This window comes from Hydrogenophaga sp. GW456-12-10-14-TSB4, assembly GCF_059424305.1.
Genome location: NZ_JBWKZH010000020.1, coordinates 42,383 through 66,060, shown reverse-complemented (window position 1 = coordinate 66,060; position 23,678 = coordinate 42,383). Strand labels below are relative to the sequence as shown.

Annotated in this window: 21 protein-coding genes; 14 read left to right on the top strand and 7 right to left on the bottom strand. The window is 69.2% G+C overall.

The window, feature by feature from the left end; all coding sequences use genetic code 11:
* Nucleotides 1–49 precede the first annotated feature (49 nt).
* Nucleotides 50–640: a TetR/AcrR family transcriptional regulator gene (locus AC07ZS_RS12195; protein ID WP_494798867.1), complete on the bottom strand. Its 591-nt coding sequence runs from the start codon at nt 638–640 to the stop codon at nt 50–52.
* Nucleotides 641–778: 138 nt separating this feature from the next.
* Here AC07ZS_RS12195 and AC07ZS_RS12190 point away from each other — a divergent pair, with 138 nt between their 5' ends.
* From AC07ZS_RS12190 to tcuB, 3 genes are all read left to right on the top strand, one after another.
* Nucleotides 779–1,738 carry a LysR family transcriptional regulator gene (locus AC07ZS_RS12190; protein ID WP_494798866.1) on the top strand — a complete coding sequence of 320 codons (960 nt, stop codon included), beginning with the start codon at nt 779–781 and terminating at the stop codon, nt 1,736–1,738.
* 96 nt (nt 1,739–1,834) lie between these two features.
* Nucleotides 1,835–3,253, top strand: a complete 1,419-nt coding sequence (gene tcuA, locus AC07ZS_RS12185; protein ID WP_494798865.1) for an FAD-dependent tricarballylate dehydrogenase TcuA — start codon at nt 1,835–1,837, stop codon at nt 3,251–3,253.
* Entirely contained in the window at nt 3,240–4,412 is a 1,173-nt protein-coding gene (tcuB, locus tag AC07ZS_RS12180) for a tricarballylate utilization 4Fe-4S protein TcuB (protein ID WP_494798864.1), read from the top strand. The genes tcuA and tcuB overlap by 14 nt, the downstream gene beginning before the upstream one ends.
* A 16-nt stretch (nt 4,413–4,428) precedes the next feature.
* Here the strand turns inward: tcuB and AC07ZS_RS12175 are convergent, their stop codons facing one another.
* From AC07ZS_RS12175 to AC07ZS_RS12160, 4 genes are all read right to left on the bottom strand, one after another.
* Nucleotides 4,429–6,045 (bottom strand): gamma-glutamyltransferase family protein, encoded by a 1,617-nt coding sequence (locus AC07ZS_RS12175; RefSeq protein ID WP_494798863.1) that lies wholly within the window; start codon nt 6,043–6,045, stop codon nt 4,429–4,431.
* Nucleotides 6,042–7,232: a metal-dependent hydrolase family protein gene (locus AC07ZS_RS12170; protein WP_494798862.1), complete on the bottom strand. Its 1,191-nt coding sequence runs from the start codon at nt 7,230–7,232 to the stop codon at nt 6,042–6,044. The genes AC07ZS_RS12175 and AC07ZS_RS12170 overlap by 4 nt, the downstream gene beginning before the upstream one ends.
* A 3-nt stretch (nt 7,233–7,235) precedes the next feature.
* Entirely contained in the window at nt 7,236–8,210 is a 975-nt protein-coding gene (locus tag AC07ZS_RS12165; protein ID WP_494798861.1) for a Bug family tripartite tricarboxylate transporter substrate binding protein, read from the bottom strand.
* Between the two features lie 141 nt (nt 8,211–8,351).
* Complete coding sequence (locus tag AC07ZS_RS12160; protein WP_494798860.1) at nt 8,352–9,284, bottom strand: MBL fold metallo-hydrolase; 933 nt, start codon at nt 9,282–9,284, stop codon at nt 8,352–8,354.
* A gap of 98 nt (nt 9,285–9,382) precedes the next feature.
* Here AC07ZS_RS12160 and AC07ZS_RS12155 point away from each other — a divergent pair, with 98 nt between their 5' ends.
* Nucleotides 9,383–10,291: a LysR substrate-binding domain-containing protein gene (locus AC07ZS_RS12155; protein WP_494798859.1), complete on the top strand. Its 909-nt coding sequence runs from the start codon at nt 9,383–9,385 to the stop codon at nt 10,289–10,291.
* Nucleotides 10,292–10,298: 7 nt separating this feature from the next.
* Here AC07ZS_RS12155 and AC07ZS_RS12150 read toward each other — a convergent pair whose 3' ends face one another.
* Both AC07ZS_RS12150 and AC07ZS_RS12145 read right to left on the bottom strand, forming a co-directional pair.
* Complete coding sequence (locus AC07ZS_RS12150) at nt 10,299–10,514, bottom strand: hypothetical protein (protein WP_494798858.1); 216 nt, start codon at nt 10,512–10,514, stop codon at nt 10,299–10,301.
* Nucleotides 10,515–10,531: 17 nt separating this feature from the next.
* The gene (locus AC07ZS_RS12145) at nt 10,532–11,467 is read right to left on the bottom strand and encodes a LysR substrate-binding domain-containing protein (protein WP_297396734.1); all 936 of its coding nucleotides are present in this window, start codon (nt 11,465–11,467) and stop codon (nt 10,532–10,534) included.
* Between the two features lie 153 nt (nt 11,468–11,620).
* Between AC07ZS_RS12145 and AC07ZS_RS12140 the strand changes: the two genes are divergently transcribed.
* From AC07ZS_RS12140 to AC07ZS_RS12095, 10 genes are all read left to right on the top strand, one after another.
* A complete protein-coding gene (locus AC07ZS_RS12140) occupies nt 11,621–12,883 on the top strand; it encodes an ABC transporter substrate-binding protein (RefSeq protein ID WP_494798857.1) in 1,263 nt (420 codons plus the stop codon).
* 65 nt (nt 12,884–12,948) lie between these two features.
* Complete coding sequence (locus AC07ZS_RS12135) at nt 12,949–13,824, top strand: branched-chain amino acid ABC transporter permease (protein WP_494798856.1); 876 nt, start codon at nt 12,949–12,951, stop codon at nt 13,822–13,824.
* A gap of 11 nt (nt 13,825–13,835) precedes the next feature.
* A complete protein-coding gene (locus AC07ZS_RS12130; RefSeq protein WP_494798855.1) occupies nt 13,836–16,370 on the top strand; it encodes a branched-chain amino acid ABC transporter ATP-binding protein/permease in 2,535 nt (844 codons plus the stop codon).
* Between the two features lie 22 nt (nt 16,371–16,392).
* Nucleotides 16,393–16,782: a cupin domain-containing protein gene (locus AC07ZS_RS12125; protein WP_494798854.1), complete on the top strand. Its 390-nt coding sequence runs from the start codon at nt 16,393–16,395 to the stop codon at nt 16,780–16,782.
* Nucleotides 16,782–18,242, top strand: coding sequence for an aldehyde dehydrogenase family protein (locus AC07ZS_RS12120; RefSeq protein WP_494798853.1), 1,461 nt, complete (start codon nt 16,782–16,784; stop codon nt 18,240–18,242). Before AC07ZS_RS12125 ends, AC07ZS_RS12120 begins: the two co-directional genes overlap by 1 nt.
* Before the next feature lie 30 nt (nt 18,243–18,272).
* A complete protein-coding gene (locus AC07ZS_RS12115; RefSeq protein ID WP_494798852.1) occupies nt 18,273–20,051 on the top strand; it encodes a thiamine pyrophosphate-binding protein in 1,779 nt (592 codons plus the stop codon).
* A 26-nt stretch (nt 20,052–20,077) separates the two neighbouring features.
* On the top strand, nt 20,078–20,800 hold the full coding sequence (locus AC07ZS_RS12110; protein WP_494798851.1) for an SDR family oxidoreductase: 723 nt from the start codon (nt 20,078–20,080) through the stop codon (nt 20,798–20,800).
* A complete protein-coding gene (locus tag AC07ZS_RS12105) occupies nt 20,800–21,705 on the top strand; it encodes a sugar ABC transporter substrate-binding protein (protein WP_494798850.1) in 906 nt (301 codons plus the stop codon). The genes AC07ZS_RS12110 and AC07ZS_RS12105 overlap by 1 nt, the downstream gene beginning before the upstream one ends.
* Complete coding sequence (locus AC07ZS_RS12100; RefSeq protein WP_494798849.1) at nt 21,702–22,676, top strand: Bug family tripartite tricarboxylate transporter substrate binding protein; 975 nt, start codon at nt 21,702–21,704, stop codon at nt 22,674–22,676. Before AC07ZS_RS12105 ends, AC07ZS_RS12100 begins: the two co-directional genes overlap by 4 nt.
* A gap of 26 nt (nt 22,677–22,702) precedes the next feature.
* Nucleotides 22,703–23,677 (top strand): Bug family tripartite tricarboxylate transporter substrate binding protein, encoded by a 975-nt coding sequence (locus tag AC07ZS_RS12095; RefSeq protein WP_494798848.1) that lies wholly within the window; start codon nt 22,703–22,705, stop codon nt 23,675–23,677.
* Nucleotide 23,678 lies beyond the last annotated feature (1 nt).

Genomic DNA, 23,678 nt, shown 5'->3' with positions numbered 1-23,678 from the left:
TCGTCATATTTTGGGGCGAAAAAAAGAGCCGGGCGAGCGTCGGCATGGCTCACCCCGATGAAGACACGTCGTGCTGCGCCAGCAAGGCGAGGCGGTTGTCGGCCAGCAGGGCCTTGCCCTCGGCGTTGTCGCCCAGGGTGCGCGCCAGCTGCAGCGCGCCCACCAGCTGGCTGGCGATCGCGGCGGCCAGGCCCGGGGCCGCGCCCTCGGGCAGCGCGCGCGCCACCGCGGCCACCAGGCCGCGCACGCGCTCGGCGGCGGCGGTGCGCACTTCGGGCGACTGGCGCGGCATCTCCGACACCAGGGCCGCGACCGCGCAGCCGTTCTCGGTGCCGCTCAGGTGGCGTTCCGACAGGTAGCCGTCCACCAGCGCGCGCAGCGGGCTCGCGCCCTGGGCTTCGCGCAAGGCATTGCCCTTGGCGATGCGCTCCGCGCTCTGCTGCCCGGCGTGCGCCAGGGCCTCGGCCAGCAGCGCGTCGCGCGAAGCGAAGTGGGCGTAGAAGCCGCCGTGGGTCAGGCCGGCCTCTTTCATGATGTCGGCCACGCCCACCCCCTGGAAGCCCGCGCGCCGGATCGCCCGCGACGCGGTATCGACGATGCGTTCGTGGGTCAGGGCCTTGCGGTTGGGAGCGATTTCCATGGTGGCGGGATTGTAGCCGTCAATATGACGATCATCATATTTTGCCCGATCAACGGCCAAACCGCACCCGGTGGCGGGGCCCGTGCGATCATCCCGGGCATCACGATGTGTGATGACAAACAACACCGGAGGCCGCGCTTGGAACTGCGACAACTGCGCTACTTCGTGCGGGTGGTGGAACTGGGCTCCATGGGCCGGGCCGCGATCGACCTCGACCTGGTGCAGTCCGCCCTGAGCCAGCAGATCAGCCGCCTGGAGAGCGAGCTCAGCACCCGCCTGCTGCAGCGCACGCCGCGGGGCGTGGTGCCCACCGACGCCGGTGCCGCCTTCTTCCGCGAGGCCCAGCTCACCCTGCGCCACGCGGCCCAGGCGGCGCGGGCCGCGCAAGCGGCCCGCCTGTCCGGCACCGTGAGCGTGGGGTTGGCGCCCACTACCGCTGCGATGCTAGGCCTGCCATTGATTCAGGCCATGCAGGCCCGCTACCCTGACGTGCGCCTGCACATGGTCGAAAGCATGTCCGGCCACCTCGCGGCCATGCTCAACGCGCGCGAGCTCGACCTTGCCGTGCTGTTCGACGCGCGCCTGCAGGGCCAGCCCGACGGCCGTGGCGGCCGGCTCTGGCAGGTGCTGCCCCTGCTGTCGGAAGACCTGTTCCTGATCGCGTCAAGGCGCGACCCCCGGCCGAGGCCGGCCACCCTGCGCCTGGCCGACCTCGGTGACGAACCCCTGATCCTGCCGACCGGGCCCCACGGCCTGCGCAGCACGCTGGACGCCGCTTTCGCCCGCGCCGGCGTGGTGCCGCGCGTGGTGCTGGAGGTGGACTCGCTTTCGCTGGTGATGGCGGCGGTCGATGCGGGGCTGGGCGCCACCCTGCAGCCGCGCGCCGCCTTGGGCGCCGCCACCGACGCCGGGCAGCGCTTTGTGCTCTCGCACATCGACGACCCGCAGGTCAACCGCGTCAACCTGCTGTGCAGCCTGTCCGAAGACGAGCTCTCACCCGCCGCGCTCGCCACCCGGGTGGTGGTCCGCGACACCATCCAGGCCCTGGTGCAAGGCGGTCAATGGCCCGGCACGCGGCTGTGGCATCACGATTCGTGATGGCCTCATGCCGCCGGTGACCTTCACCGGCGGCCCTTGGCTCCCTACAGTTCATGCCATGGTCGGGCCGTCCCGGCGAGCTGCGAGGAGCGTTTTTTGTTGGAAGAACCCGATGTCCTGGTGATTGGGGGCGGCAATGCCGCCTTGTGCGCCGCCCTGATGGCGCGCGAGGCCGGCGCCAGCGTGCTGCTGCTGGAGGCCGCGCCGCGCGAGTGGCGCGGCGGCAACTCCGGCCACACCCGCAACCTGCGCTGCATGCACGACGCGCCGCAGGACGTGCTGGTCGAGGCCTACCCCGAAGAAGAGTTCTGGCAGGACCTGCTCAAGGTCACCGGCGGCCAGACCAACGAACACCTCGCGCGCCTGACCATCCGCGCCTCCTCCACCTGCCGCGACTGGATGCGAAAGCACGGCGTGCACTTCCAGCCGCCGCTCTCGGGCGCGCTGCACGTGGCGCGCACCAACGCCTTCTTCATGGGCGGCGGCAAGGCGCTGGTGAACGCCTACTACCGCAGCGCTGAGAACCTCGGCGTGCGCGTGCGCTACGAAACGCCGGTGGACCGCATCGAGGTCCAGGACGGTCGCTTCGTCGCCGCGCTCACGCGCAGCGGCGAACGCATCACCGCCAGAAGCTGCGTGCTCGCCGCCGGGGGCTTCGAGTCCGACCGCGACTGGCTGCGCGAAGCCTGGGGCCAGAACGAGCGCGGCGAATGGCCGGCCGACAACTTCCTCATCCGCGGCACGGCCTACAACAAAGGCGTGCTGCTCAAACACCTGCTCGACGACCACGGCGCCGACCGCATCGGCGACCCCACGCAGGCCCACATGGTCGCTATCGACGCGCGCGCGCCGCTCTACGACGGTGGCATCTGCACCCGCATCGATTGCGTCTCGCTCGGCGTGGTGGTCAACAGCGAAGCGCGCCGCTTCTACGACGAAGGCGAAGACTTCTGGCCCAAGCGCTACGCCATCTGGGGCCGCCTGGTCGCCCAGCAACCGAAACAGATCGGCTACTCCATCATCGACAGCAAGGCCATCGGCCGCTTCATGCCGCCTGTGTTCCCGGGCGTGAAAGCCGACACCCTACCCGACCTCGCGCGCCAGCTCGGCCTGGACGTTGACACCTTCATGCAGACCCTCGACCAATACAACGCCGCCTGCCGCGTCGGCCGCTTCGACCACACCGCGCTCGACGACTGCCACACCGAAGGCGTGACGCCGGCCAAGACCCACTGGGCCCGCCCCATCGACACCGCGCCCTTCTACGGCTACGCGCTGCGCCCCGGCATCACCTTCACCTACCTCGGCCTGCGCACCGACGACACCGCCGCCGTGCGCTTCAACGACCAGCCCAGCCCCAACCTCTTCGTGGCCGGCGAGATGATGGCCGGCAACGTGCTCGGCAAGGGCTACACCGCCGGGGTGGGCATGTCCATCGGCACCGCCTTCGGCCGCATTGCCGGCACGAATGCGGCGAAGGCCGCCGTGAAGGGAGCGCAGCATGCAGGCGCTTGAAGCCCTTGCGCGCGACGCGCGCGCGCTCGCCCAGGGCGAGGTCGTCCTCTCCGCCCCCGAAACGGAAGTGGCGCGCCAGATGCAGATCTGCAACGCCTGCCGCTACTGCGAAGGCTTCTGCGCGGTCTTCCCGGCCATGACGCGCCGGCTCGAATTCGGCAAGGCCGACATCCACTTCCTCGCCAACCTCTGCCACAACTGCGGCGCCTGCCTGCACGCCTGCCAGTACGCCCCGCCGCACGAATTCGCCGTCAACGTGCCCAAGGCCATGGCCGAGGTGCGCGGCCAGACCTACGCCGACTACGCCTGGCCGCCCGCGCTGGGCCGGCTCTACCAGCGCAACGGCCTCACGCTCAGCGTGGCGCTCGCCGCCGGCCTCGCGCTGTTCCTGCTGCTCGCCGTCGCGCTCAAGGGCAGCCTGTGGCCCAGCGACCTGGCCGGCAACTTCTACAACCTGTTCCCGCACAACCTGCTGGTCAGCCTGTTCGCGCCGGTGTTCCTGTTCGTGGTGTTCGCGCTCGGCATGGGCGTCACCCGCTTCTGGCGCGACGTGACCCCCGCCACCAGCGGCGCAGCGCTGAACCTGCCCGCCACCGGCGAAGCCGCGCACGACGCGCTGCGCCTGAAGTACCTCGACGGCGGCCACGGCGACGGTTGCCACAACGAGGACGACGCCTACACGCTCTCACGCCGCCGCTACCACCACTTCACCTTCTACGGCTTCATGCTGTGCTTCGCCGCCACCAGCGTGGCCACGCTCTACCACTACGTGTTCGGCTGGGTCGCGCCCTACGAGCTGCCCAGCCTGCCCAAGCTGCTCGGCGTGGTGGGCGGTGTGAGCCTGCTCATCGGCACCACGGGGCTGTGGCGCCTCAACCGGCGCCGCCACCCGCTGCACGGCGACGTGGCGCAGAAGCCCATGGACCTGGGCTTCATCGCCCTGCTGTTTCTCACCAGCGCCACCGGCCTGGCGCTGTGGCTGGCGCGCGGCACGCCGGCGCTGGCGGTCATGCTGTGCCTGCACCTGGGCGCGGTGATGGCCCTGTTCGCCACCCTGCCCTATGGCAAGTTCGCGCACGGCGTGTTCCGCACGGCCTCGCTGCTGCGGTTTGCGGTGGAGAAGCGGCAGCCGAACCCGGTCGGGTTGGGCGCGGACTGAACGCCGGCCGCCCGTTTCAGCAGCCCACCGCCTGCCCGTCGCGCCGGGGGTCGCTGGCGGCCACGTAGCCCGCCCCTTCGCCTTCCAGGCGCCAGATGAACTGCCCGGCGCCGAAGTCCTGGTAGGCGTCGTCGATCGTCTTCACGCGGTGGCCGCGCCGCTCCAGCTCGGCGACGGTCTGGCGGTTCATCGCGCCTTCGACGTTGATGTCCAGGCCCTGGTCGAAACGCCAGCGCGGCGCGTCGCAGGCGGCCTGCGGGCTCTGGCCGTAGTCCAGCATGCGCGCCAGCGTCTGCATGTGGCCCTGCGGCTGCATGTTGCCGCCCATCACGCCGAAGCTCATCACCGGCTGCCCGCCCCGGGTGAGGAAGGCCGGGATGATGGTGTGGAACGGTCGCTTGCCGGGCGCCACGCCGTTGGGGCTGGTGGGGTCCAGGCTGAAACCATGGCCCCGGTTCTGCAGGCTGATGCCGAAGCCCGGTTCCACGCAGCCCGAGCCGAAGCCCATGTAGTTGCTCTGGATGAAGCTCACCATCATGCCGTTCTCGTCGGCCGCCGTGAGGTACACCGTGCCGCCGCGCACCAGGTTGCCCGCGCCGAAGGTCTGGGCACGGCCCATGTCGATCAGCCGCGCGCGCGACGCGAGGTAGCCGTCGTCCAGCATCTGCTCGGGCGTGACCTGCAGATGGCGGCTGTCCGCGACGTGCCGGTACACGTCGGCGAACGCCAGCTTCATGGCCTCGATCTGCAGGTGCTGCGAGTCGGCCGAATCCACCGGCAGCGACGCCAGGTCGAACTGCGCCAGGATGCCCAGCGCCATGAGCGCGGCGATGCCCTGGCCGTTGGGCGGGATCTCGTGCAGCGTGTAGCCCCGGTAGTCGCGCGAGATCGGCGTGACCCATTCGGGCTGGAAGCTGGCCAGGTCCTGTTCGCTCAGCACGCCGCCGGCCTCCCTCACGAAACGCACGAGGGCCGCTGCCACCTCGCCCCGGTAGAACGCTTCACCCCCCGTGTCGGCGATGGCGCGCAGGGCGCGGGCCGCGGCGGGAAACCGGAAGCGCTCGCCGATCTCGGGCGCGCGGCCGAAAGGCAGGAAGCTCTGCGCGAAGCCGGGCTGCGCCGCCAGCTCGGGCGCGCCGGCTCTCCATTTCTGGTGCACCACGGGGGACACGCCGTAGCCGCCCTCGGCCGCCTCGATGGCGGGCTCCATCAGGTCGGCAAACGGCAGCTTGCCGAAGCGCGCATGCAAGGCCGTCCATGCGGCCACGGCGCCGGGCACGGTCACCGCGTCGACGCCGCGCTTGGGCGGCGTCTTCGGGTCCTCGCCGTACTTGCGGCGGAAGTAGTCGGGCGACCAGCCGGCGGGCGCGGGGCCCGAGGCATTGAGGCCGTGCAGTCCCTGGCCGTCCCACAGAATGCAGAAGGCATCGCTGCCCAGCCCGTTGCTCACGGGCTCGGTGATGGTCAGCGCGGCGGCGGCGGCGATGGCCGCGTCCACCGCGTTGCCGCCCTTGAGCAGCATGCGAAGGCCGGCCTGCGCACCCAGGGGCGTGGAGGTCGACACCACGTTCCTGAAAAAGCCCGGCAGGCGCACGCTCGTGTAGGGGTTCTGAAAATCGAAAGGAAGGTTCATGTCAGTCCGGATTCGGGGCCGGCGACCACTTGGCCGGCCTTGATGACCAGGCGGTGGTGGCGCCGGTCCGCCGCTTGTTCGATGTGGGTGGTGGGGTCGCCGCGCACGATCAGCATGTCCGCGATGCGGCCGGCCGCCAGCAGGCCCCGGTCGGGCAGGTTCAGCAGGTCGGCGGCCAGCGAGGTGGCGCCGATCAGCGCATCGGTCGGCGACATGCCGCAGGCCACCATGTAGCGCAACTCTTGCGCGTTGTTGCCGTGCGGGTTGCACAGCGTGCCGGTGTCGGCCCCCATCACGATGCGGCCGCCGGCACGGTAATACAGGCCCACCGATTCGCGGTGCCGCGCGGCCACGCGCTGCGCCTTGGCCAGCGACGCGGCGGACACGGCCTGCGGGTTCAGCAGCACCTGCTCCACCGCCGCCAGCGTGGGCACCAGGTAGATCTGGCGCTCCAGCATCAGGCGCACGGTCTCGTCGGTCATGAACATGCCGTGCTCCACCGAGGTCACGCCCGCGCGTGCCGCGTTCAGGATGCCCTGGGTGCCGATGGCATGGGCGGCGGTGGGCTTGCGGAAGCGCCGGGCCTCGGCCACGCCCGCGGCCAGCTCTTCCTCGGTGTACTGCGCGTCCTCGATGTCGGTGCCGGCGTGCAGCACGGCGCCGGTGGCCATCAGCTTGATGCAGTCGCAGCCCGCCAGCAGCTGCTCGCGCACCGCCTTGACGACCTCCTGCGGACCGTCGGCCACCCGCGCGATCTTCCACTTGGTGCCGCCCGTCATGCAGATGACCTTGCCCGACACCCGGATGTAGGGGCCGAGGAAACGGCCGGCGTTGCAGGCATCGCGCACCGCGAACTCCACATGATCGACGCCGCCGCAGTCCCGCAGCGCCGTGATGCCGCCGCGCAAGGAAGCCTGCGCGTTCTCCAGGGCCTGCAGCGTCAGCGCCGCATGGTCGTTGCCTTGCCCGGTGACGGTCTTGCCGTCGCCCGACATGGTGAGGTGCACATGGCAGTCGATCAGCCCGGGCAACAGGGTGTCGCCGCCGAGGTCGAAGCGCGGCCCCGGGTAACCGGTGAAGCTGTCCGCCGGCCCCACCGCGTGGATGCGGCCGGCTTCCACCAGCACCGCATGGTCCGCGGGCAGGACCTCGCGCCCGTCGAAGACGGTTCCTTTTTCATACAGCATGCGTCAGTCGGCCTTGATGTTGGCGGCCTTGACCACCTTGGCCCACTTGGCGTACTCGCTCATGACGTAGGCCTGGGCTTCCTGCGGCGTGCCGCGCATCACTTCCACGCCCAGGCTCTGCCACTTCTCCTGGGCCTCCGGCGTGTTGACGGCGTCGTCGACGATCTTGTTCAGTTTGAGCACCACGTCCGGCGGCGTGGCGGCGGGCGTCATGATGGCGTACCAGGCCTCGAAGTCGAAGCCAGGCACACCGGCCTCGGCGATGGTCGGCAGGTCCCAGCCCTTGCTGCGCTGGGCGCCGGTCACGCCCAGGCCGATCAGTTGGCCCGACTCGATGGACGGCTTGATCACCAGCGGGCTCACGAAGGCCACCGGCACGCGCCCGGCGAGCAGGTCGGGCATGAAGGCGCCGGTGCCCTTGTACGGAATGTGTTGCATGTTGGCACCGGCGGCCAGCTTGAACAGCTCGGCCGCCAGGTGCGGCGAGGTGCCCGGGCCGCCCGAGGCGTAGTCCACGCCGGTCGGCTTGCTCTTGAGGTAGGCGATGAGGTCCTTGACGCTCTTCACGCCCAGGGACGGGTGCGCCACCAGCACCAGCGGGCCCTTGGCCACGATCGAGACGGCGGTGTAGTCGCCGACCTTGTAGGACGACGCGGCGCCGAAGATCGACGGGTTGACCGCGTACGTCATGCCGTGCAGCACCAGGTTGTGGCCGTCGTGCGGCTGCCGCAAGACCGAGGCGGTGGCCAGGTTGCCCCCGGCGCCCGGGATGTTCTCGATCACCAGTGTCTGCCCGAGGCCGGCGCCCAGCTTCGGTGCCAGCGTGCGCGCGAACGTGTCGTTCGGCCCACCCGGCGCCACGGGGACGACCAGGCGCACCTGGCGCACCGGAAAGTCGGTGGCCATCGCGCCGGTCACCAGCGCCGCCAGGACCGCACCCAGGGTCGCGTGGACCCATGTCTTCACCATCTGATTCATGAAAGTACTCCAATTGCCCGTAGAGAATCCTGCGCGCCCGGTGGCAAACCGGCGCGCATGCACACCGCGCTTGTTTCTTGTCTTCCTCTACCGACCGCCGAGGCGTTTCCAGGGTGGAGCGTCCTGTGCGTCAAGCACAAGTCAGGCCTGCCCGTGTTCCACTTTCCAGGCATGGCCGCTGGCGTCCACATGCACCGTGTCGAAGTGCAGCGGCACGATCACCTGCGAGTCGGGGGAGGTGGTGTTCACCTCCTGCACAAAGGTCTCCGCCTGGGCCAGCGCCTCGGCTTGCGAGGCGCCGTAGGGCGCGGTCTGCACATCCCAATGGGTGGCGATCACCAGCTTGGGCAGGCCCACGCGGCGCAGCAGGCGATCGGTGTAGTCGCGCACATGCAGTCGGGGGCGCGCGGCGGGCACCAGCGCGATCGTGGCGTCGATGTCCAGCAGATCGCGCTCGATGTAGTTCATGGAGCCGAACACGACGATGCGGTGGCCGCCCCAGCGGATGTAGTAGCCCATCGTGCCGCCTTCGCAGTAGTCGATCATGCGCAGCGGCCGCTCCACGTCGCGCGGCACATCGCCGAACTCGAAGTAGCGCTTGGCCGCCAGCGGCGAGTGCAGGCTGTTCACCACCCGGATGGCGATGTCGTCGAACTGGTAGTCCTCGCCGCCCTTCACGGTGATGAGCTGCTGGTCGTCCACGCCGTTGGCCCGCGCGATGTTGGTGGTGCTGTACGTCCCGATCACCAGCGCACCGGTCTTGCGCGCGATGTGCGGCATGTCCATGCAGTGGTTGAAATGCGAGTGCGAGATGACGATGTAGTCGGCACTGTCGATGTGCCGGTCCACCAGTTCGGTGTCGGACGACAGCACATCCTGCGGGCGAAAAATCGGCCGCGTGTCGCCCGGGGAAATGGGGGCGTCGGGGTCGCCGAAGGTCTTGCCCGCGTAGCGCACGCGTGAGAAGTAGGGATCGACCAGGAGCACCGTTTTTCCGTCGGTGATCCGCCAGCCCGCAGCGCCGAAGTGGGTGAGCTGCAAGGGGTGCTGCGCACCGGATTTTTCTACCGTCATGACCGCTTCTTTTTGATGGACGAGAGCCCATTCTGCAGACGGTCTTGTGATACTTAAAATACCGTTTCGGTATTTATTGATAGCGGAAAGATATCAAGATGATCGAGTTGCGCCAGTTGAACCAGTTCGTCGCCGTTGCCGAAGAGTTGAACTTCCGCCGGGCGGCGCTGCGCCTTCACATGTCGCAGCCGCCGCTCTCCCATGCGATCAAGCGCATCGAAGAAGCGGTCGGCAAGCCCTTGTTCGACCGGGGCCGGCGCCATGTGCGGCTCACCCCGGTTGGCGAAATCTTTCTGCGCGAGGCGCGCCGCACGCTGGCGCAGGCGGCCCACGGCATGAGCCTGGCGCGGCGGGCCTCCGACGGCACCGCCGGCAGCATCCGGCTTTCCTTTGTGGCCAGCGCCGCGCTCGGGCCGCTGCCCGATCTGGTGCTGCTCTTTCGCAAGGCGTACCCGGGCGTCGAAGTCCTGCTGGACAGCGACACCACGGGCGGGCAACTGGAGGCGCTGCGGCGCGGCGCCACGGACATTGCCCTGATCGTGGCCCCGTTGCAGGACGCCAAGGGCCTGGTCGTCGACCATTTCAAGGAAGAAAAGATCGTCATCGCCCTGCCGTCCTGGCACCCGCTGGCGTCCCGCAAGTCGATCCAGCTGAGCCAGGTGGCCACCGAGTCGTTCATCTCGTTCCCCTTCTCGGCGGGGCCCGGCTTCGAGAGCATCTTCCTCGCCGCCTGCCAGCGGGCCGGGTTCTTCCCGAAGGTGGTGCAGGAGGTCTCGCAGATGGTGACCAAGATCATGCTCGTGGCCAGCGGTGTCGGCGTCGCGCTGGTGCCGAGCTCCTTCGCCGCGATGCAGATGCCCCACGTGACCTACGTGCCGGTGCTGGAAGGCCGCCGTCCGCTGCGCTACAGCCTGGCGTTCGCGACGCAGGCGCGGCGCGACAACCCCCTGGTCGAGTCGTTCCTTCAGCTGGCCTGCGGTGGCAAGCCTCGAGGCCGCTGGGCGTAGGCGGCGCTCAAGCCACCAGGTCGTCGGCGTCGAGGGATGGCGGGCGCACCAGGTCATCGTCAATGCCCATCACCTCGCTGGCCCGCGCGACCGCCTGCCACAGGGGTGCCGGCATCTTCAGGATCTCGTCGGGCGAATCGGCCTGCGCGATCCAGGCGCTGATGTCGCGGTGCTGATCGGGTGTCAGCAAGGCCAGGTGCAGCATCTCGTCAATGGTTTTCATCGTGTTGTCAGGTCCGGTCAGATCAGGTTCACGCCGCGCCAGGCCCCGCTCGCCACCAGGTCCTTCACCGTCTCCCGGAGCTCCGCCCGCACCGCCGCCGCCGCGGGCGTGAGCCGGTCGGCCACCACCGAGAACAGGTAGTTCGGCCGCTTCATGTCGGCGTCCGAAAACGCCAGCGTGCGCCAGTCCTTGCGCATCTGGCCTTCGAGCAGCGCGGCCGACATGGGCTTGATGGTCGCGCCCATGCCGTCGCGCACGCAGGTCATCAGCAGCGACAAGGAATCGATCTCGGCCACGATGCGCGTGGTGAGGTTGCGCCGTTCGAACTCGGCCGAAATGAGGCGGCGCAGGCCGTGGATGCCGGTCGGCAGGATCAGCGGCAGTTCCGCCGTCTCCGCGAAACTGAGCTTGATGCGCCGGGGCGCCACCAGATCGCTGTCGCCGGGCAGCATCACGAACAGCTCCTCTTCCACCAGCGGCTCGGCCGGCAGGTCGGGCACCGCGTCGCGGCTGAACAGGATGGCGAGGTCCAGCTGGCCCAGCCGCATCATCTGCGCCAGGTGGCCGCTCATGCCCTCGACCACGTTGAGCACGATGCCGGGGTACTTCTCGCGGATGCGGCGCATGAAGGGCACGCCCACCGCGCACACCGTGGTGGCCGCCAGGCCCACCGACACCATGCCGTGCACCGTGCCCGGCTCCTGCCGCGCGATGGACAGCGCCTGGTCCAGCTGGCGCAGCATGAAGCGCGCGTGGTGGTGCAGGGCGGCGCCGTTTTCGGTCGGCGTCACGCCCTTGGCGGTGCGGATCAGCAGCGGCTTGCCCACCTCCGCCTCGAGCTTGGCCACGTGCTGGCTGAGCGCCGGCTGCGCGATGTAGAGCTGGCGCGAGGCCTTGGCCAGGCTGCCGCTTTCCACGATCTGCACGAAGTATTTGAGTTGCCGCAGGTCCATGCCGGTGTCTCCGTTGGGGAGCGCCAAGCATAGTGGAAACGCCTATAAGCAAAAGCGATAGCCCATCTCGGAAAACAGTATTTTCCCTCTGGGAAGCTCCTTCCTATGATCCCTCCTGCCTTCCGTCAGACCCCAACAACAGGAGACAAGCGCATGGAATCGAAAACGCAATCGCAGGTGGCTTCGGCGCATCGCCGCACGATGCTCAAGACCGGTGCCGTGGTGGCCGGGGTCACGGCGCTGGGCCTGCCCACGCTGGCCGTGGCACAGGCCGAGAAGATCCGGATCGGCCACCTCACGCCGCTCACCGGTTTTCTCGGTGCGCTGGGCGACTACGCGGTGCAGGGCATCAAGATGGCGGTGGAAGAGGTCAACGCCGCCGGTGGCGTGCTGGGCCGCCAGATCGAGCTGATCAGCGAAGACTCGGTCAACCCGCAGACCGCCTCCACCAAGGCGCAGCGCATGATCGAGCGCGACAAGGTGGCCTTCCTCATGGGCGAAATCAACTCCGCCTCGGCGCTCACCATCTCGCAGGTCGCCGCGCGCAACAAGACCATGTTCATGAGCATCGGCGCGCGCTCGGACGCGCTGCGCGGCAAGGACTGCAACCGCTACACCTTCCACGTCGACATCCCGGTCACGGTGATGGTCAACGCCGCCGGCGAGGCGCTGCTGCGCGAAGGCCTGGTCAAGGGCAAGAAGATCTATGCGCTGACCTCCGACTACCTGTTCGGCCACGACCTCTCGCGCCAGGCCAAGCGTTTCTTCGCGGCCAACGGTGGCACGGTGATCGGCGACGAGCTGGTGCCCACCGACCTGACCGACTTCAGCTCGCAGATGATCAAGATCCGCCAGGCGCGGCCCGACCTCATCGCCACCAACCTGGGCGGCAACCAGGTCACCAACTTCGTCAAGCAGTACGCCGAGTTCGGCCTGCAGATCCCGGTGGCCGGCTTCAACCTCAACACCGCCGACGCCTGGGCCGCCGGCGAAGGCAACCTGGGCGGCATCTGGCCCACCGTGTGGCACCACGAACTCAAGACGCCGGGCTCGATCGCCTTCGTCGACAAGTTCACCAGGAAGTACGGCCGCATCCCCGAGAACCACGCCTGGATCGAATACGTGTCCATGATGATCCTGGTGCAGGCCATCCGCGAGACCAAGTCCACCGACACCGACAAGGTCATCGCCTACTTCGAGTCCGAAGCCCAGTTCGACGTGCTCAAGGCGCGCAAGGCCTACTTCCGCAGCTGGGACCACCAGCTCATGCAGGAGGCCTACCCCTTCACCGTCAAGCCCAAGGGCCAGGCGAAGAACAAGCAGGACTTCCTGGCCTTCGGCGAGGCCGTGCCGGGCGCCAACGAGCCGCTGGAAAAACTCGCACCGCCGAAATCGGAGAGCGCTTGCAAGATGTGAGCACGCCCTGAGCGGCCCCGGCCGGCACCCCCCGGTGCCGGCGCCTTCCCCTTGTCCGGAATCCCATGCAAATCGTGTTCTTGCTCGAGCAGGTCGTCAACGGCCTCGTGCTCGGCGGCTATTACCTGCTGCTGGCGCTGGGGCTGTCGCTGATCTTCAGCGTCGGCGGCATCGTCAACCTGGCGCACGGCGCCTTCTACGCGCTGGGCGCCTACCTGTCGCTGGAGGTGATCCAGCACACCGGCTTCGGCCCCAGCATCGTCATCACACCGCTGCTGGTGGGCCTGCTCGGCATCGTGTTCGAGCGCTATCTGCTGCGCCGCTTCTACGCGGCCGACCCCATCCTCAGCCTGCTGGTCACCTTCGGCCTGGCCCTGGTGGCCGAACAGGCGCTGCGCATGATCTGGGGCTCGGCCCCGCTGGCCTCCAACATGCCGCCCGAGTTCAAGGGCAACGTGATGCTGGGCGAGTTCATGCTCTCCAAGTACCGCCTGTTCATCCTGGCGGTGGTGGTCGTGGTCATGACCGGCATCTGGCTGCTGATGCACAAGACGGCCTTCGGCCGCGTGGTGCGCGCCGGTGTGCAGAAGCCCGACATGGTCGCGGCCCTGGGCATCCGCCTGCAGCCCTACATGACGGCCATCGTGGTGCTGGGCGTGGCCACGGCCGCGCTGGGCGGCGTGCTGTTCGGTCCCATCGCCATCGTGCACCCGGCCATGGGCATGGAGATCATGACCGTCGCCTTCGTGGTGGTGGTCATCGGCGGTCTGGGCAGCTTCTGGGGCGTGGTGGCGGCGGCGCTGCTGGTGGGCGTGGTGCGCGGCATCACCACCCACTTCATGCCCGCGGCCAGCGAGGCCTCCATGTACGTGCTGATGTTCCTTGTCCTCATGTTCCGTCCGCGCGGCCTGCTGGGTGAGCGCATCGAGCGCTTCGAGTGAGAACCCCCACCATGCCTGCTTTCCTGAAAAACAAACACCGCGCCCTGTGGATCGGCGCGCTCGGCCTGGTGCTGCTGCCCATCGTGTTCCAGGCCATCGGCCTCACGCTGGACTCGGCCACCGTGGTCGTCATCCTGGCCATGGCCGCCATGGGCCTGAACCTGCTGGTGGGCTACACCGGCCTGGTCTCCTTCGGCCACGCGGCCTGGTTCGGCATCGGCGGTTACGCCGCCGGACTGGCGCAGCTGCACTGGTTCAAGAACCAGATGCTGCTGCCCATGCTGTTCTCGGTGCTGTTCACCGCCGCGCTGTCGCTCATCGTCGGCTTCCTGATCCTGCGCCGCCGGGGCGTCTACTTCTCGCTGCTCACGCTGGCCCTGTGCGCGCTGACCTTCGCGATCTCGTTCCGCTGGACCAGCCTGACCGGCGGTGAGGGCGGCCTGGGCGGCATCGAGCGCGCTACCTTCGGCCCGATCGACCTCAACAGCCACCTGAGCTACTACGTGTTCGCCGCGCTGATCGGCTTTGCCGTGCTGGTGCTGCTGCACCGCATCGTGCGCTCGCCCTTCGGCCACGTGCTGGTGGCGATCCGCGAGAACCAGCAGCGCGCCACCTTCCAGGGCTACGACGTCGAGCGCTACAAGCTGCTGGCCTTCGTGCTCTCGGCCACCGTCACCGGCCTGGCGGGCTCGCTCATGGTCTTCCTGCACCGCCTGGCGGCGGCCGAATCCACCGCCGTGCACTTCTCGGGCGAGCTGCTGGCCATGGTTGTCATCGGCGGCATGCACAGCTTCCTGGGCCCGGCCCTGGGCGCGGTGTTCTTCCTGCTGTTTCGCGAGCTGTTCTCGATGTGGACCGACAACTGGCTGCTCTGGTTCGGCCTGATCTTCGTCGGCTTCATCGTCTTCTCGCCCTCGGGCCTCACCGGCATCTGGGGCCAGATCCAGCGCCGCCTGCGCCCGCCGCCCGAAGACGGCGCGGCCATGAGCAAGCGCAAGATCTACGAAGGCCTGCCGCTGCCCGAGTTCCTGCGGCCCAAGCGCCGCGAAGGCGCGGTGCTCGAAGCCAGCGAGGTCGGCATGCGCTTTGGCGGCATCCAGGCCGTGCGCGGCGCCAACCTGCGCGTCGAGGCCGGGCAGATCCACGCGCTGATCGGCCCCAACGGCGCCGGCAAGACCACCACCTTCAACCTCATCTCGGGCATGTTCCCGCCCAGCACCGGCACCGTGCGCCTGCACGGCCAGCCCATCCACCAGCTCGCGCCCGACCGCATCTGCCAGCAAGGCCTGGCGCGCTCGTTCCAGATCACCAACCTGTTCAAGGGCCTGACGATCGAGGAGAACCTGCGCCTGTCGCTGCAGGCGCGGCATGCGGCCCGCTTCAACTTCTGGCGCGACATCGACAGCTACCCCGAGATCCACGCCGAAACCGCCGAACTCATGAAGTTCCTTGGCCTGCAGGGCATGGAAGCCGTGGGTGGTGGCGACCTCTCCTACGGCGGCCAGCGCCTGGTGGACCTGGGCATCGCCCTGGGCTCCAAGCCGCAGGTGCTGCTGATGGACGAGCCCCTGGCCGGCCTGGCCGCGGCCGAGCGCGAGCGCGTCTCGCGGCTGGTGAAGACCATCGCCAGCAACATCCCGGTGCTCATCGTGGAGCACGACATCGACCGCGTGCTGGAACTCTCGCACCGCGTCACGGTGATGAACCAGGGCGAGGTGCTCATGAGCGGCACGCCCGACCAGGTGCGCGACGACCAGCGCGTGCAGGAAATCTACACCGGCACCGGCACGCCGCCCGTCACCGGTCGCACCGGCGTCGCCACGGCCGACCGCCCGGTGGTGCTGGACTTTCACAAGGTCAACGCCTTCTACGGCAAGAGCCACATCCTCAACGACGCCAGCCTGCAGGTGCGCGAAGGCGAGATCGTGGCCCTGCTCGGGCGCAACGGCGCGGGCAAGTCCACGCTGCTCAAGAGCCTGATGGGCCTGGTGCCGCCGGCCAACGGCCGCGTGCATTTCAACGGCCAGGAGCTCGCCGGCCTGCCCGCGCCCGACATCGCGCGCCGCGGCGTCGGCTATGTGCCGCAGGGCCGGGGCCTGTTCGCCGGCATGACGGTGGCGGAAAACCTCTCGCTCGGCCGCCTGGCCCGGCCCACCGACGGCAGCACCGGTGTGGTGTGGGACGAGGCGCGCATCTTCGAGTATTTCCCGCGCCTCAAGGAGCGCATGCACGTGGCCGCCGACTACCTCTCGGGCGGCGAGCAGCAGATGGTGGCGGTGGCGCGCGCGCTCTCGGGCAACGTCAAGCTGCTGCTGCTCGACGAACCCTTCGAGGGCCTGGCGCCCACCGTGGTGCAGGAACTGTTCACCGTGTTCGACAAGCTGCGCCAGCACATCTCCATCGTCATCGTCGAGCACAACCTCGACCTGGTGCTGGCCCTGGCCGACCGCGTCTATGCGCTGGAGCGCGGCGCCGTGTTCCACGAAGGCCCGGCGCAACCGCTGCTCACCGATCTCGACTACCGCAAGAAGATCTTGTGGCTCTGATTCCCAAGGAAGGACCTCATTCATGACCACCCCCCAACCCGGACTCCGGCTGCTGCTGGAGAAGATGGCCCACATGCCCTGGAAGGAGTACCCCGGCCACTTCGGCGGCGCGCTCTCCAAGGAGCTCGCCGGTCCCGAGACCACCGGCAGCTCGCGCGTGGACTTCCGCATCTCGCGCTACGCGCCCATGGCCTATGTGCAGGAACACGTGCACAAGGTGCAGGAGCAGGTGTACTACGTGCTCGAAGGCGAGGGCATCCTCACCCTGGACGACACGAAGAACCTGATGCGCCCGCACGACTACGTCTACGTGCCGCCCGGCGTGCGCCACAGCTTCACCAACACCGGCACGCAGGGCCTGGTGTTCCTGGTGATCACCACCCCGGCCAGCGACGACGAGGAGGTGCGCTGATGGACCGACCTGCCACCGCCGCGCCCGACGCGGCATCGCTCGCCGTCCACCACCTGCTGCTGAATGGCGAATGGGTCGAAGGCGCGGGCGCGCACGTGACCGTGTACGACAAGTACCGCCTCAAGCCCGTGGCCACCCTCACCACGGCCGACGCCGCGCAGGTGCGCCAGGCGGTGGACGTGGCGCACGCCGCCTTCCGCCGCGGCGCGCCCGTGGCCTATGAGCGTGGCGTGGTGCTGGAGCGCGCCGCCGTGCTGATGGAAGAACGCCTTGGCGAGTTCGTGCGCAGCATGCAGATCGAGGCCGGCTTCACCCAGGCCGACGCCAGCGGCGAAGTGCGCCGCTGCATCCAGACCTTGAAGCTCTCGTCGGAAGAAGCGCGCCGCCTCGCCGGCGACGTGATCCCGCTGGCGGGTGCGCCCGGCCAGGCCGGCCGCCTGGGCTTCACGCTGCGCGTGCCCCTGGGCGTGGTGGCCGCCATCACGCCGTTCAACTCGCCGCTCAACACCGTCACGCACAAGGTGGCGCCCGCGCTGGCGGCCGGCAACGCCGTCATCCTCAAGCCCTCCACGCACACGCCCCTGACCGCCGTGTTGCTGGCCCGGGTGCTGCTGGACGCGGGCGTGCCCCCCGGCTTCCTCTCGGTGCTGCACGGCAGCGCCGAGGTGGTGCAACACCTGCAGGCCGACGACCGCGTGCGCTTCTTCGCCTTCACCGGCAGCACCGAAGTGGGCCGCCAGATCCAGCAGGCCGCCGGCCTGCGCCGCACGCAGATGGAGCTGGGCTCGATCGCCTGCACCATCGTCTGCGAAGACGCCGACCTGGACATGGCCCTGCCCAAGATCGTCAACGCCGGCTACCGCAAGGCCGGCCAGGTCTGCACCTCGGTGCAGCTGCTGCTGGTGCACGAATCGCTGCAGGCCGTGGTGGAACAGCGCCTGGCCCAGCTGGTGCAGGCCCTGCGCTACGGCGACCCGATGGACCCCGAGACCTTCGTCGGCCCGGTCATCAGCGAAGACGCGGCGCGCCGCATCGAGGCCTGGATCGGTGAGGCCGTGGCCTCGGGCGCCCAGTGCCTGGCCGGCGGCACGCGCGAAGGCGCGGTGGTCGCGCCCACGCTGCTCACCCGCATCCACGACGGCATGCGCGTGGGCTGCAGCGAGATCTTCGGCCCGGTGGTCTGCATCGTGCCGTTCAAGACCCTCGCGCAGGCGGTGGACCGCGTCAACGCCACGCCCTTCGGCCTGGCCACCGGCCTGTTCACCAACCGCCTGGGCGACGCCCTGGCCGCCGCGCAGAAACTGGAAGTCGGCGGCGTGCACGTGAACGAGACCTCCAGCTCGCGCGTGGACCTCATGCCCTACGGCGGCTCCAAGGACAGCGGCTTCGGCCGCGAAGGCCCGCGCTACGCCGTGCACGAGATGACCGAAGAACGGGTTGTGACCTTCACGACCGCGTGAGACAGTGTTTGATTTGACCGAAAGAAAGACATGCCCAACATGAAAGGCGGCGAACTGATCGCCCAATACCTGGTCCAGGAAAAGGTGCCGTACATCTTCGGCATCTGCGGTCACGGCAACGTGGGCATCCTCGACGCCCTGTACGACGTGAAGGACGATCTCAAGCTCGTGTCTCCGCGCCACGAGCAGTGCGCCGGCCACATGGCCGACGCCTACTACCGCGTCAAGCACCAGCCGGTGGCCACGCTCACCAGCACCGGCCCGGGTTCGGCCAACATGGTCATGTCCTGCGCCACCGCGCTGGCGGACTCCTCGGCCTTCCTGTGCATCACCTCCAACGTACCCACCTCGCAGCACAACCGCGGGCCGTTCCAGGAGCTCTACAAGCACAACCAGGCCGACTTCGCGCAGGTGATGCGCCCGGTGGTCAAGCGCGCCTTCCAGCCCTCGCGCGTGGACATGCTGCCGCTGGCGCTGCGCCAGGCCATGGACACCATGGTCACCGGCCGCCCCGGCCCGGTGAACCTGGACATCCCGTACAACGTCTACCAGGAAGAGGCGGACGTGGAACTGCCGCCGCCCTCGCACGTGCACCGCCCGCACCGCCCGGGTGCGAACGACCTCGACGTGGCCGCCACGCTGGACCTGCTCGCCGCCGCGCACAAGCCCGTGCTGTTCATCGGCCACGGCGCCACGCTGTCTGAGGCCGGCGCCGAGATCACCGAGCTGGCCGAACAGCTCGGCATCCCGGTCATCACCTCGCCCAACGGCATGGGCTGCATCGCTGGTGACCACCCGCTCGCGCTGGGCTTCATCGGCCGCAACGGCGCCTACCCGGCCAACGAAGCCGGCCGCCGCGCCGACCTCGTCATCACCCTGGGCACGCGCTTCGACGACCGCAGCTCCTCCAGCTGGCACGACGGCTACTCGTGGAACTTCCCCAAGACCCAGCTGGTGCATGTGGACATCGACCCGCAGGAGCTGGGCCGCAACTACGCGCCCACGCTGGGCGTGATCGCCGATGTCCAGGTTTTCACGCGCCAGCTGCTCAACGCGCTGCCCGCGCGCACCGGCATCAGCGCCGCGCGCTACGCACCCTGGCTGGCCGAGGTGCAGGGCTGGCAGGCGCAATGGGAAGCCTTCGTGCGCCCGCACTTCGGCGACTCCACCAGCCCGCTGCGGCCCGAGTTCGTGGTCGGCACGCTGCAGAAGGTGCTGCCCGACGACGTGATCCTCGCGCTCGACTCCGGCGTGCACCACAACTGGTTCATGCAGTTCTGGCAAGCCAAGCGCCCGCAGAGCATGCTCAACAGCTGGGGTTACTCCAGCATGGGCTTCGGCGTCTGCGGCGTGATGGGCGCGGCCCTGGCGGCGCCCGACCGGCCTTGCGTGGCCGTGGTCGGCGACGGCGGTTTCACCATGGCGCCCTACGTGCTGTGCACGGCGGTTGAGCACAACCTGCCCGTGGTCTGGATCATCTGGAACAACTTCGCCTGGGGCGCGATCCGCGACCTGCAGTACGGCCTGTTCGACGGCCGCGAGATCGGCACCGCCTTCTACAACGGCGCCACCGGCGAACGCTACAACCCCGACTTCGCGGCCTGGGCCCGCGCCTGCGGCGCCGACGGCTACACCGTCACCCGCCCGCAGGACCTCGGCGCCACCGTGCAGCAGGCCCTGAAGAACAAGCGCCCCTGCGTGATCGACGTGCACGTGGACGCCGAGGTGCGCCCACCGTCCACCGGCACCTGGCAGCTGCCTCCCATCCCGTTCAAAGAACCGATCTACGGCAAGCCGTTCAAGGCCTGAGCGATTTCACCGACCAAGGATTTCCCATGAGCAAGAAGACAGCACTGGTATTCGGCGGCACGCGCGGCATCGGCGCGGCCTGTGTGCACAAGCTGGCCGAGAGCGGCTACGACGTGGCCTACACCTATGTGAGCAGCGCACCCGGCCTGCCCAGGCAGATCGGGGGCTCGCGCACACAGGGTTACCAGGTCGATATCTGCGACGCCGCCCAGGTCGAGCAGGTGTTCGTCGACGTGGCGCGCGACTTCGGCGGTGCCGTGCACTGCGTGCTGGCCAACGCCGGCATCAACGTGCCGCCCGGCCCGCTGGCCCAGTTCGACCCGGCCAACTTCCGCAAGCTGGTCGAGGTCAACATCGTCGGTGCCTTCCACGTGCTCAGCGCGGCCGCGCGCCAGGTGGCCGACGGCGGCAACATCCTCGCCCTGACCACCTCGATGGTGCGCGTGGGCGTGCCGGGTGGCGGCCCCTACACGGCCAGCAAGGCCGCGGTGGAAAGCCTGCTGCGCTCGCTGGCCAAGGAACTGGCCGGCCGCAAGGTGCGCGTCAACGGCGTGGCCCCCGGCCCGGTGGACACCGACCTGTTCCGCGCCGGCAAGGACGAGGCGGCCCTCGCGCGCTCGGCGGCCCTGAGCCCGTTCAACCGCGTGGGCCAGCCCGACGAGGTGGCCGAGGTCGTGGCCTTCCTGGCGTCCGACAAGGCGTCGTGGGTGCACGGCCAGATCATCCAGCCCAACGGCGGCATGGTGTGATGCGCCTGGCCGTCTTCACCAAGAACTTCAGCAACCCGGCCTACGGCGCGGCCCGGCTCGGTGCCGAGCGCGCCGCTGCCGCGCTGGGCGGCGTGGAGGTGCTGCATTTCGTGCCGCAGACGCCCGACGACCCCACGCAGCAGCGCGCGCTGATCGCTGAAGCCCTCGCGCTGCGGCCGCTGCCCGATGCCTTCGTGTTCTCGCCGGTGCACGCCACCGAGGTGGACCCGGCGATCCGGCGCGTGGTCGAGGCCGGCATTCCCATGGTCGGCTTCGTCAACCCGATCGACGCCGCGCCCAGCGTGTCCTACGTGAGCTCGGACGACCATGCGCTCGCCCTGGCCATCGCGCGCCACCTGTTCCGCCACCTGCAGGGCCAGGGCCGCGTGCTGGTCGTGAGCGGGCCCACGGCTTCCTACACCAGCAACGAGCGCCTGCGCGGCTTCCGGGACGCCGTGGCCGAGTTCCCCGGCATCACCGTGGTGGACACCCTCGCGGGCGACTACGCCCGCGACGTGGCGCGCGAGCGCACCGCGGCCTGGTTGCAAGACCACGCCGGCCTCGACGCCTGCCTGGTGGCCAACGACATCATGGCCGTGGGCGTGCTCGACGCGCTGGACGCCGCGGGCCGCACGGCCACCGTGGTCGGCGTCAACGCAATTCCGCAGGCGATCGACGCCATCGCCGCCGGCCGCATGCTGGCCACGGCCGATTTCAACGCCTTGCAGATGGCCTACCTCGCCGCCGAATGCGCCGTGCGCCACCTGCGCGGCGAGGCCGTGCCCGAGCGCATCGAACTGCCGGTGCAGATCGTGGACGCCGGCAACTGCCAGCAGTGGAACCTGCCCTACGAGCAGCGCCCGGTGATCACCCTCGAACAACTCCAACAGAGACAAGACACATGAAACGACGTTCCCTCGCCCGCCTGGGCCTGGCAGGCTTGCTCGCGCTGGGTGGCGCCCACGCCATCGCGCAACAGGACTACCCCAGCCGCACGGTGCGCATCGTGGCGCCGCTCGCGCCCGGCGGCGCGGTTGACATCCTCGCGCGCATCCTGGCCGAGCGCCTGTCGGCGCAGTACGGCCAGCCCGTGATCGTGGAGAACAAGCCCGGCGCCAGCGGCCACCTGGGCGCGCAGTTCGTGGCCAAGGCGCCCGGCGACGGCTACACGCTCATGGTGGGCACCATCGGCATTCATGCCGCCTACGCCAGCTACAAGAAGCTGACCTACAACCCCGCCACCGAGCTGCAGCCCATCCTGATCCTGGGCGAAGCGCCCAACATCGTGGTGGTGCCGGCGAACTCGCCCTACAAGACCTTCGCCGACTTCCTCGCCGACGTGAAAGCCCACCCCGGCAAGATCAACTACGCCTCGGCCGGCGCGGGCACCTCCATCCACATGGTCACGGCCCTGTTCGAACTCGCCAGCGGCACCCGCATGGGCCACGTGCCCTACAAGGGCAGCGGCCCCGCGCTGGTGGACCTCATGGCCGGCCAGGTGCAGGTGATGTTCGACAACATGTCCTCCAGCATGCCGCACGTGCAGGGCGGCAAGCTGCGCGTGCTCGCGGTCACCGGCCCGAAGCGCGACCCGCGCTTCCCCGATGTGCCCACCATCGCCGAATCGGGCGTGCCCGGCTACAGCGGCACCTCGTGGTTCACCTTCGCCGCGCCAGCCAGCATGCCGCCGGCGCTGGTGGACAAGCTCAACAAGGACGTGCAGCGCGTGCTCGCGTCCCCCGAGGTGGTCGCCCGCTACCACCAGCTGGGCCTGAACTTCGCGCCCAACACGCCGGCCGAGGCCGCCGCTTTCTTCAAGAGCGAGACCGTCAAGTGGAACCGCGTGATCGAAGCGGCCAACCTGCAGCTCGACTGAACCCCATAAAAAAGGAGACAAGACCCATGACCCACAACCCCTTTCGACGAACGCTGCTGACCCTGGGCCTGTGCGCGTTGACCCTGCCCGCTGTGGCGCAGGACGCCTACCCCTCGCGGCCCATCAAGCTCGTGGTGCCCTACGCCGCCGGCGGCCCGGCCGACATGCTCGCGCGCATGGTGGCCGAGCGCCTGCAGCCGCGCCTGGGCCAGCCGGTGGTGATCGAGAACAAGCCCGGCACCGGTGGCCACACCGGCGCCGAGGGGGTGGCCAAGGGCCCGGCCGACGGCTACACCCTGGTGCTCGCCACCATCGCGCACAACGGCGCCGTCAAGCTCTACAACAACCTGCGCTACGACCCCGCCAAGGACCTGCAGCCCATCATCCTGGTGGCCGAGAGCCCGAGCGTGCTGCTGGTCAATCAGGCCTTGCCGGTCAACTCGGTCAAGGAGCTGCTCGCGCTCGCGCAGAGCAAGCCCGGCCAGCTGAGCTACGGCTCCGCCGGCAACGGATCGGCCATGCACATGGCGGCCGAGCTGTTTCGCTACATGACCAAGGTGGACTATGTGCACGTGCCCTACCGGGGCGGCGCGCCGGCCATGGCCGACCTGCTGGGCGGCCAGATCCAGCTGCTGTTCGAGAGCCTGGGCACGGCCCACCCGCACCTCAAGACCGGCAAGGTGCGCGCCATCGCGGTCACCGGCACGAAACGCGACCCCAGCCTGCCCGACGTGCCCACCGTGGCCGAGGCCGGCGTGGCGGGCTACTCTTCCGTGCCCTGGTACACCATCTCCGCGCCCAGCGGCGTGCCCGCGCCCATCGTCGCCAAGCTCAACGCCGAGATCAACGCCGTGCTCAAGGCGCCCGACCTGATCGAGCGCTGGCAGTCGCAAGGCGTGGTGGCGCTGGGCGGCACGCCCGCCGATGCGGTCAAGCGCAACCAGGTCGAGACCGTCAAGTGGAACGCGGTCATCACCGCCGCCAACATCAAGGTGGACTGAG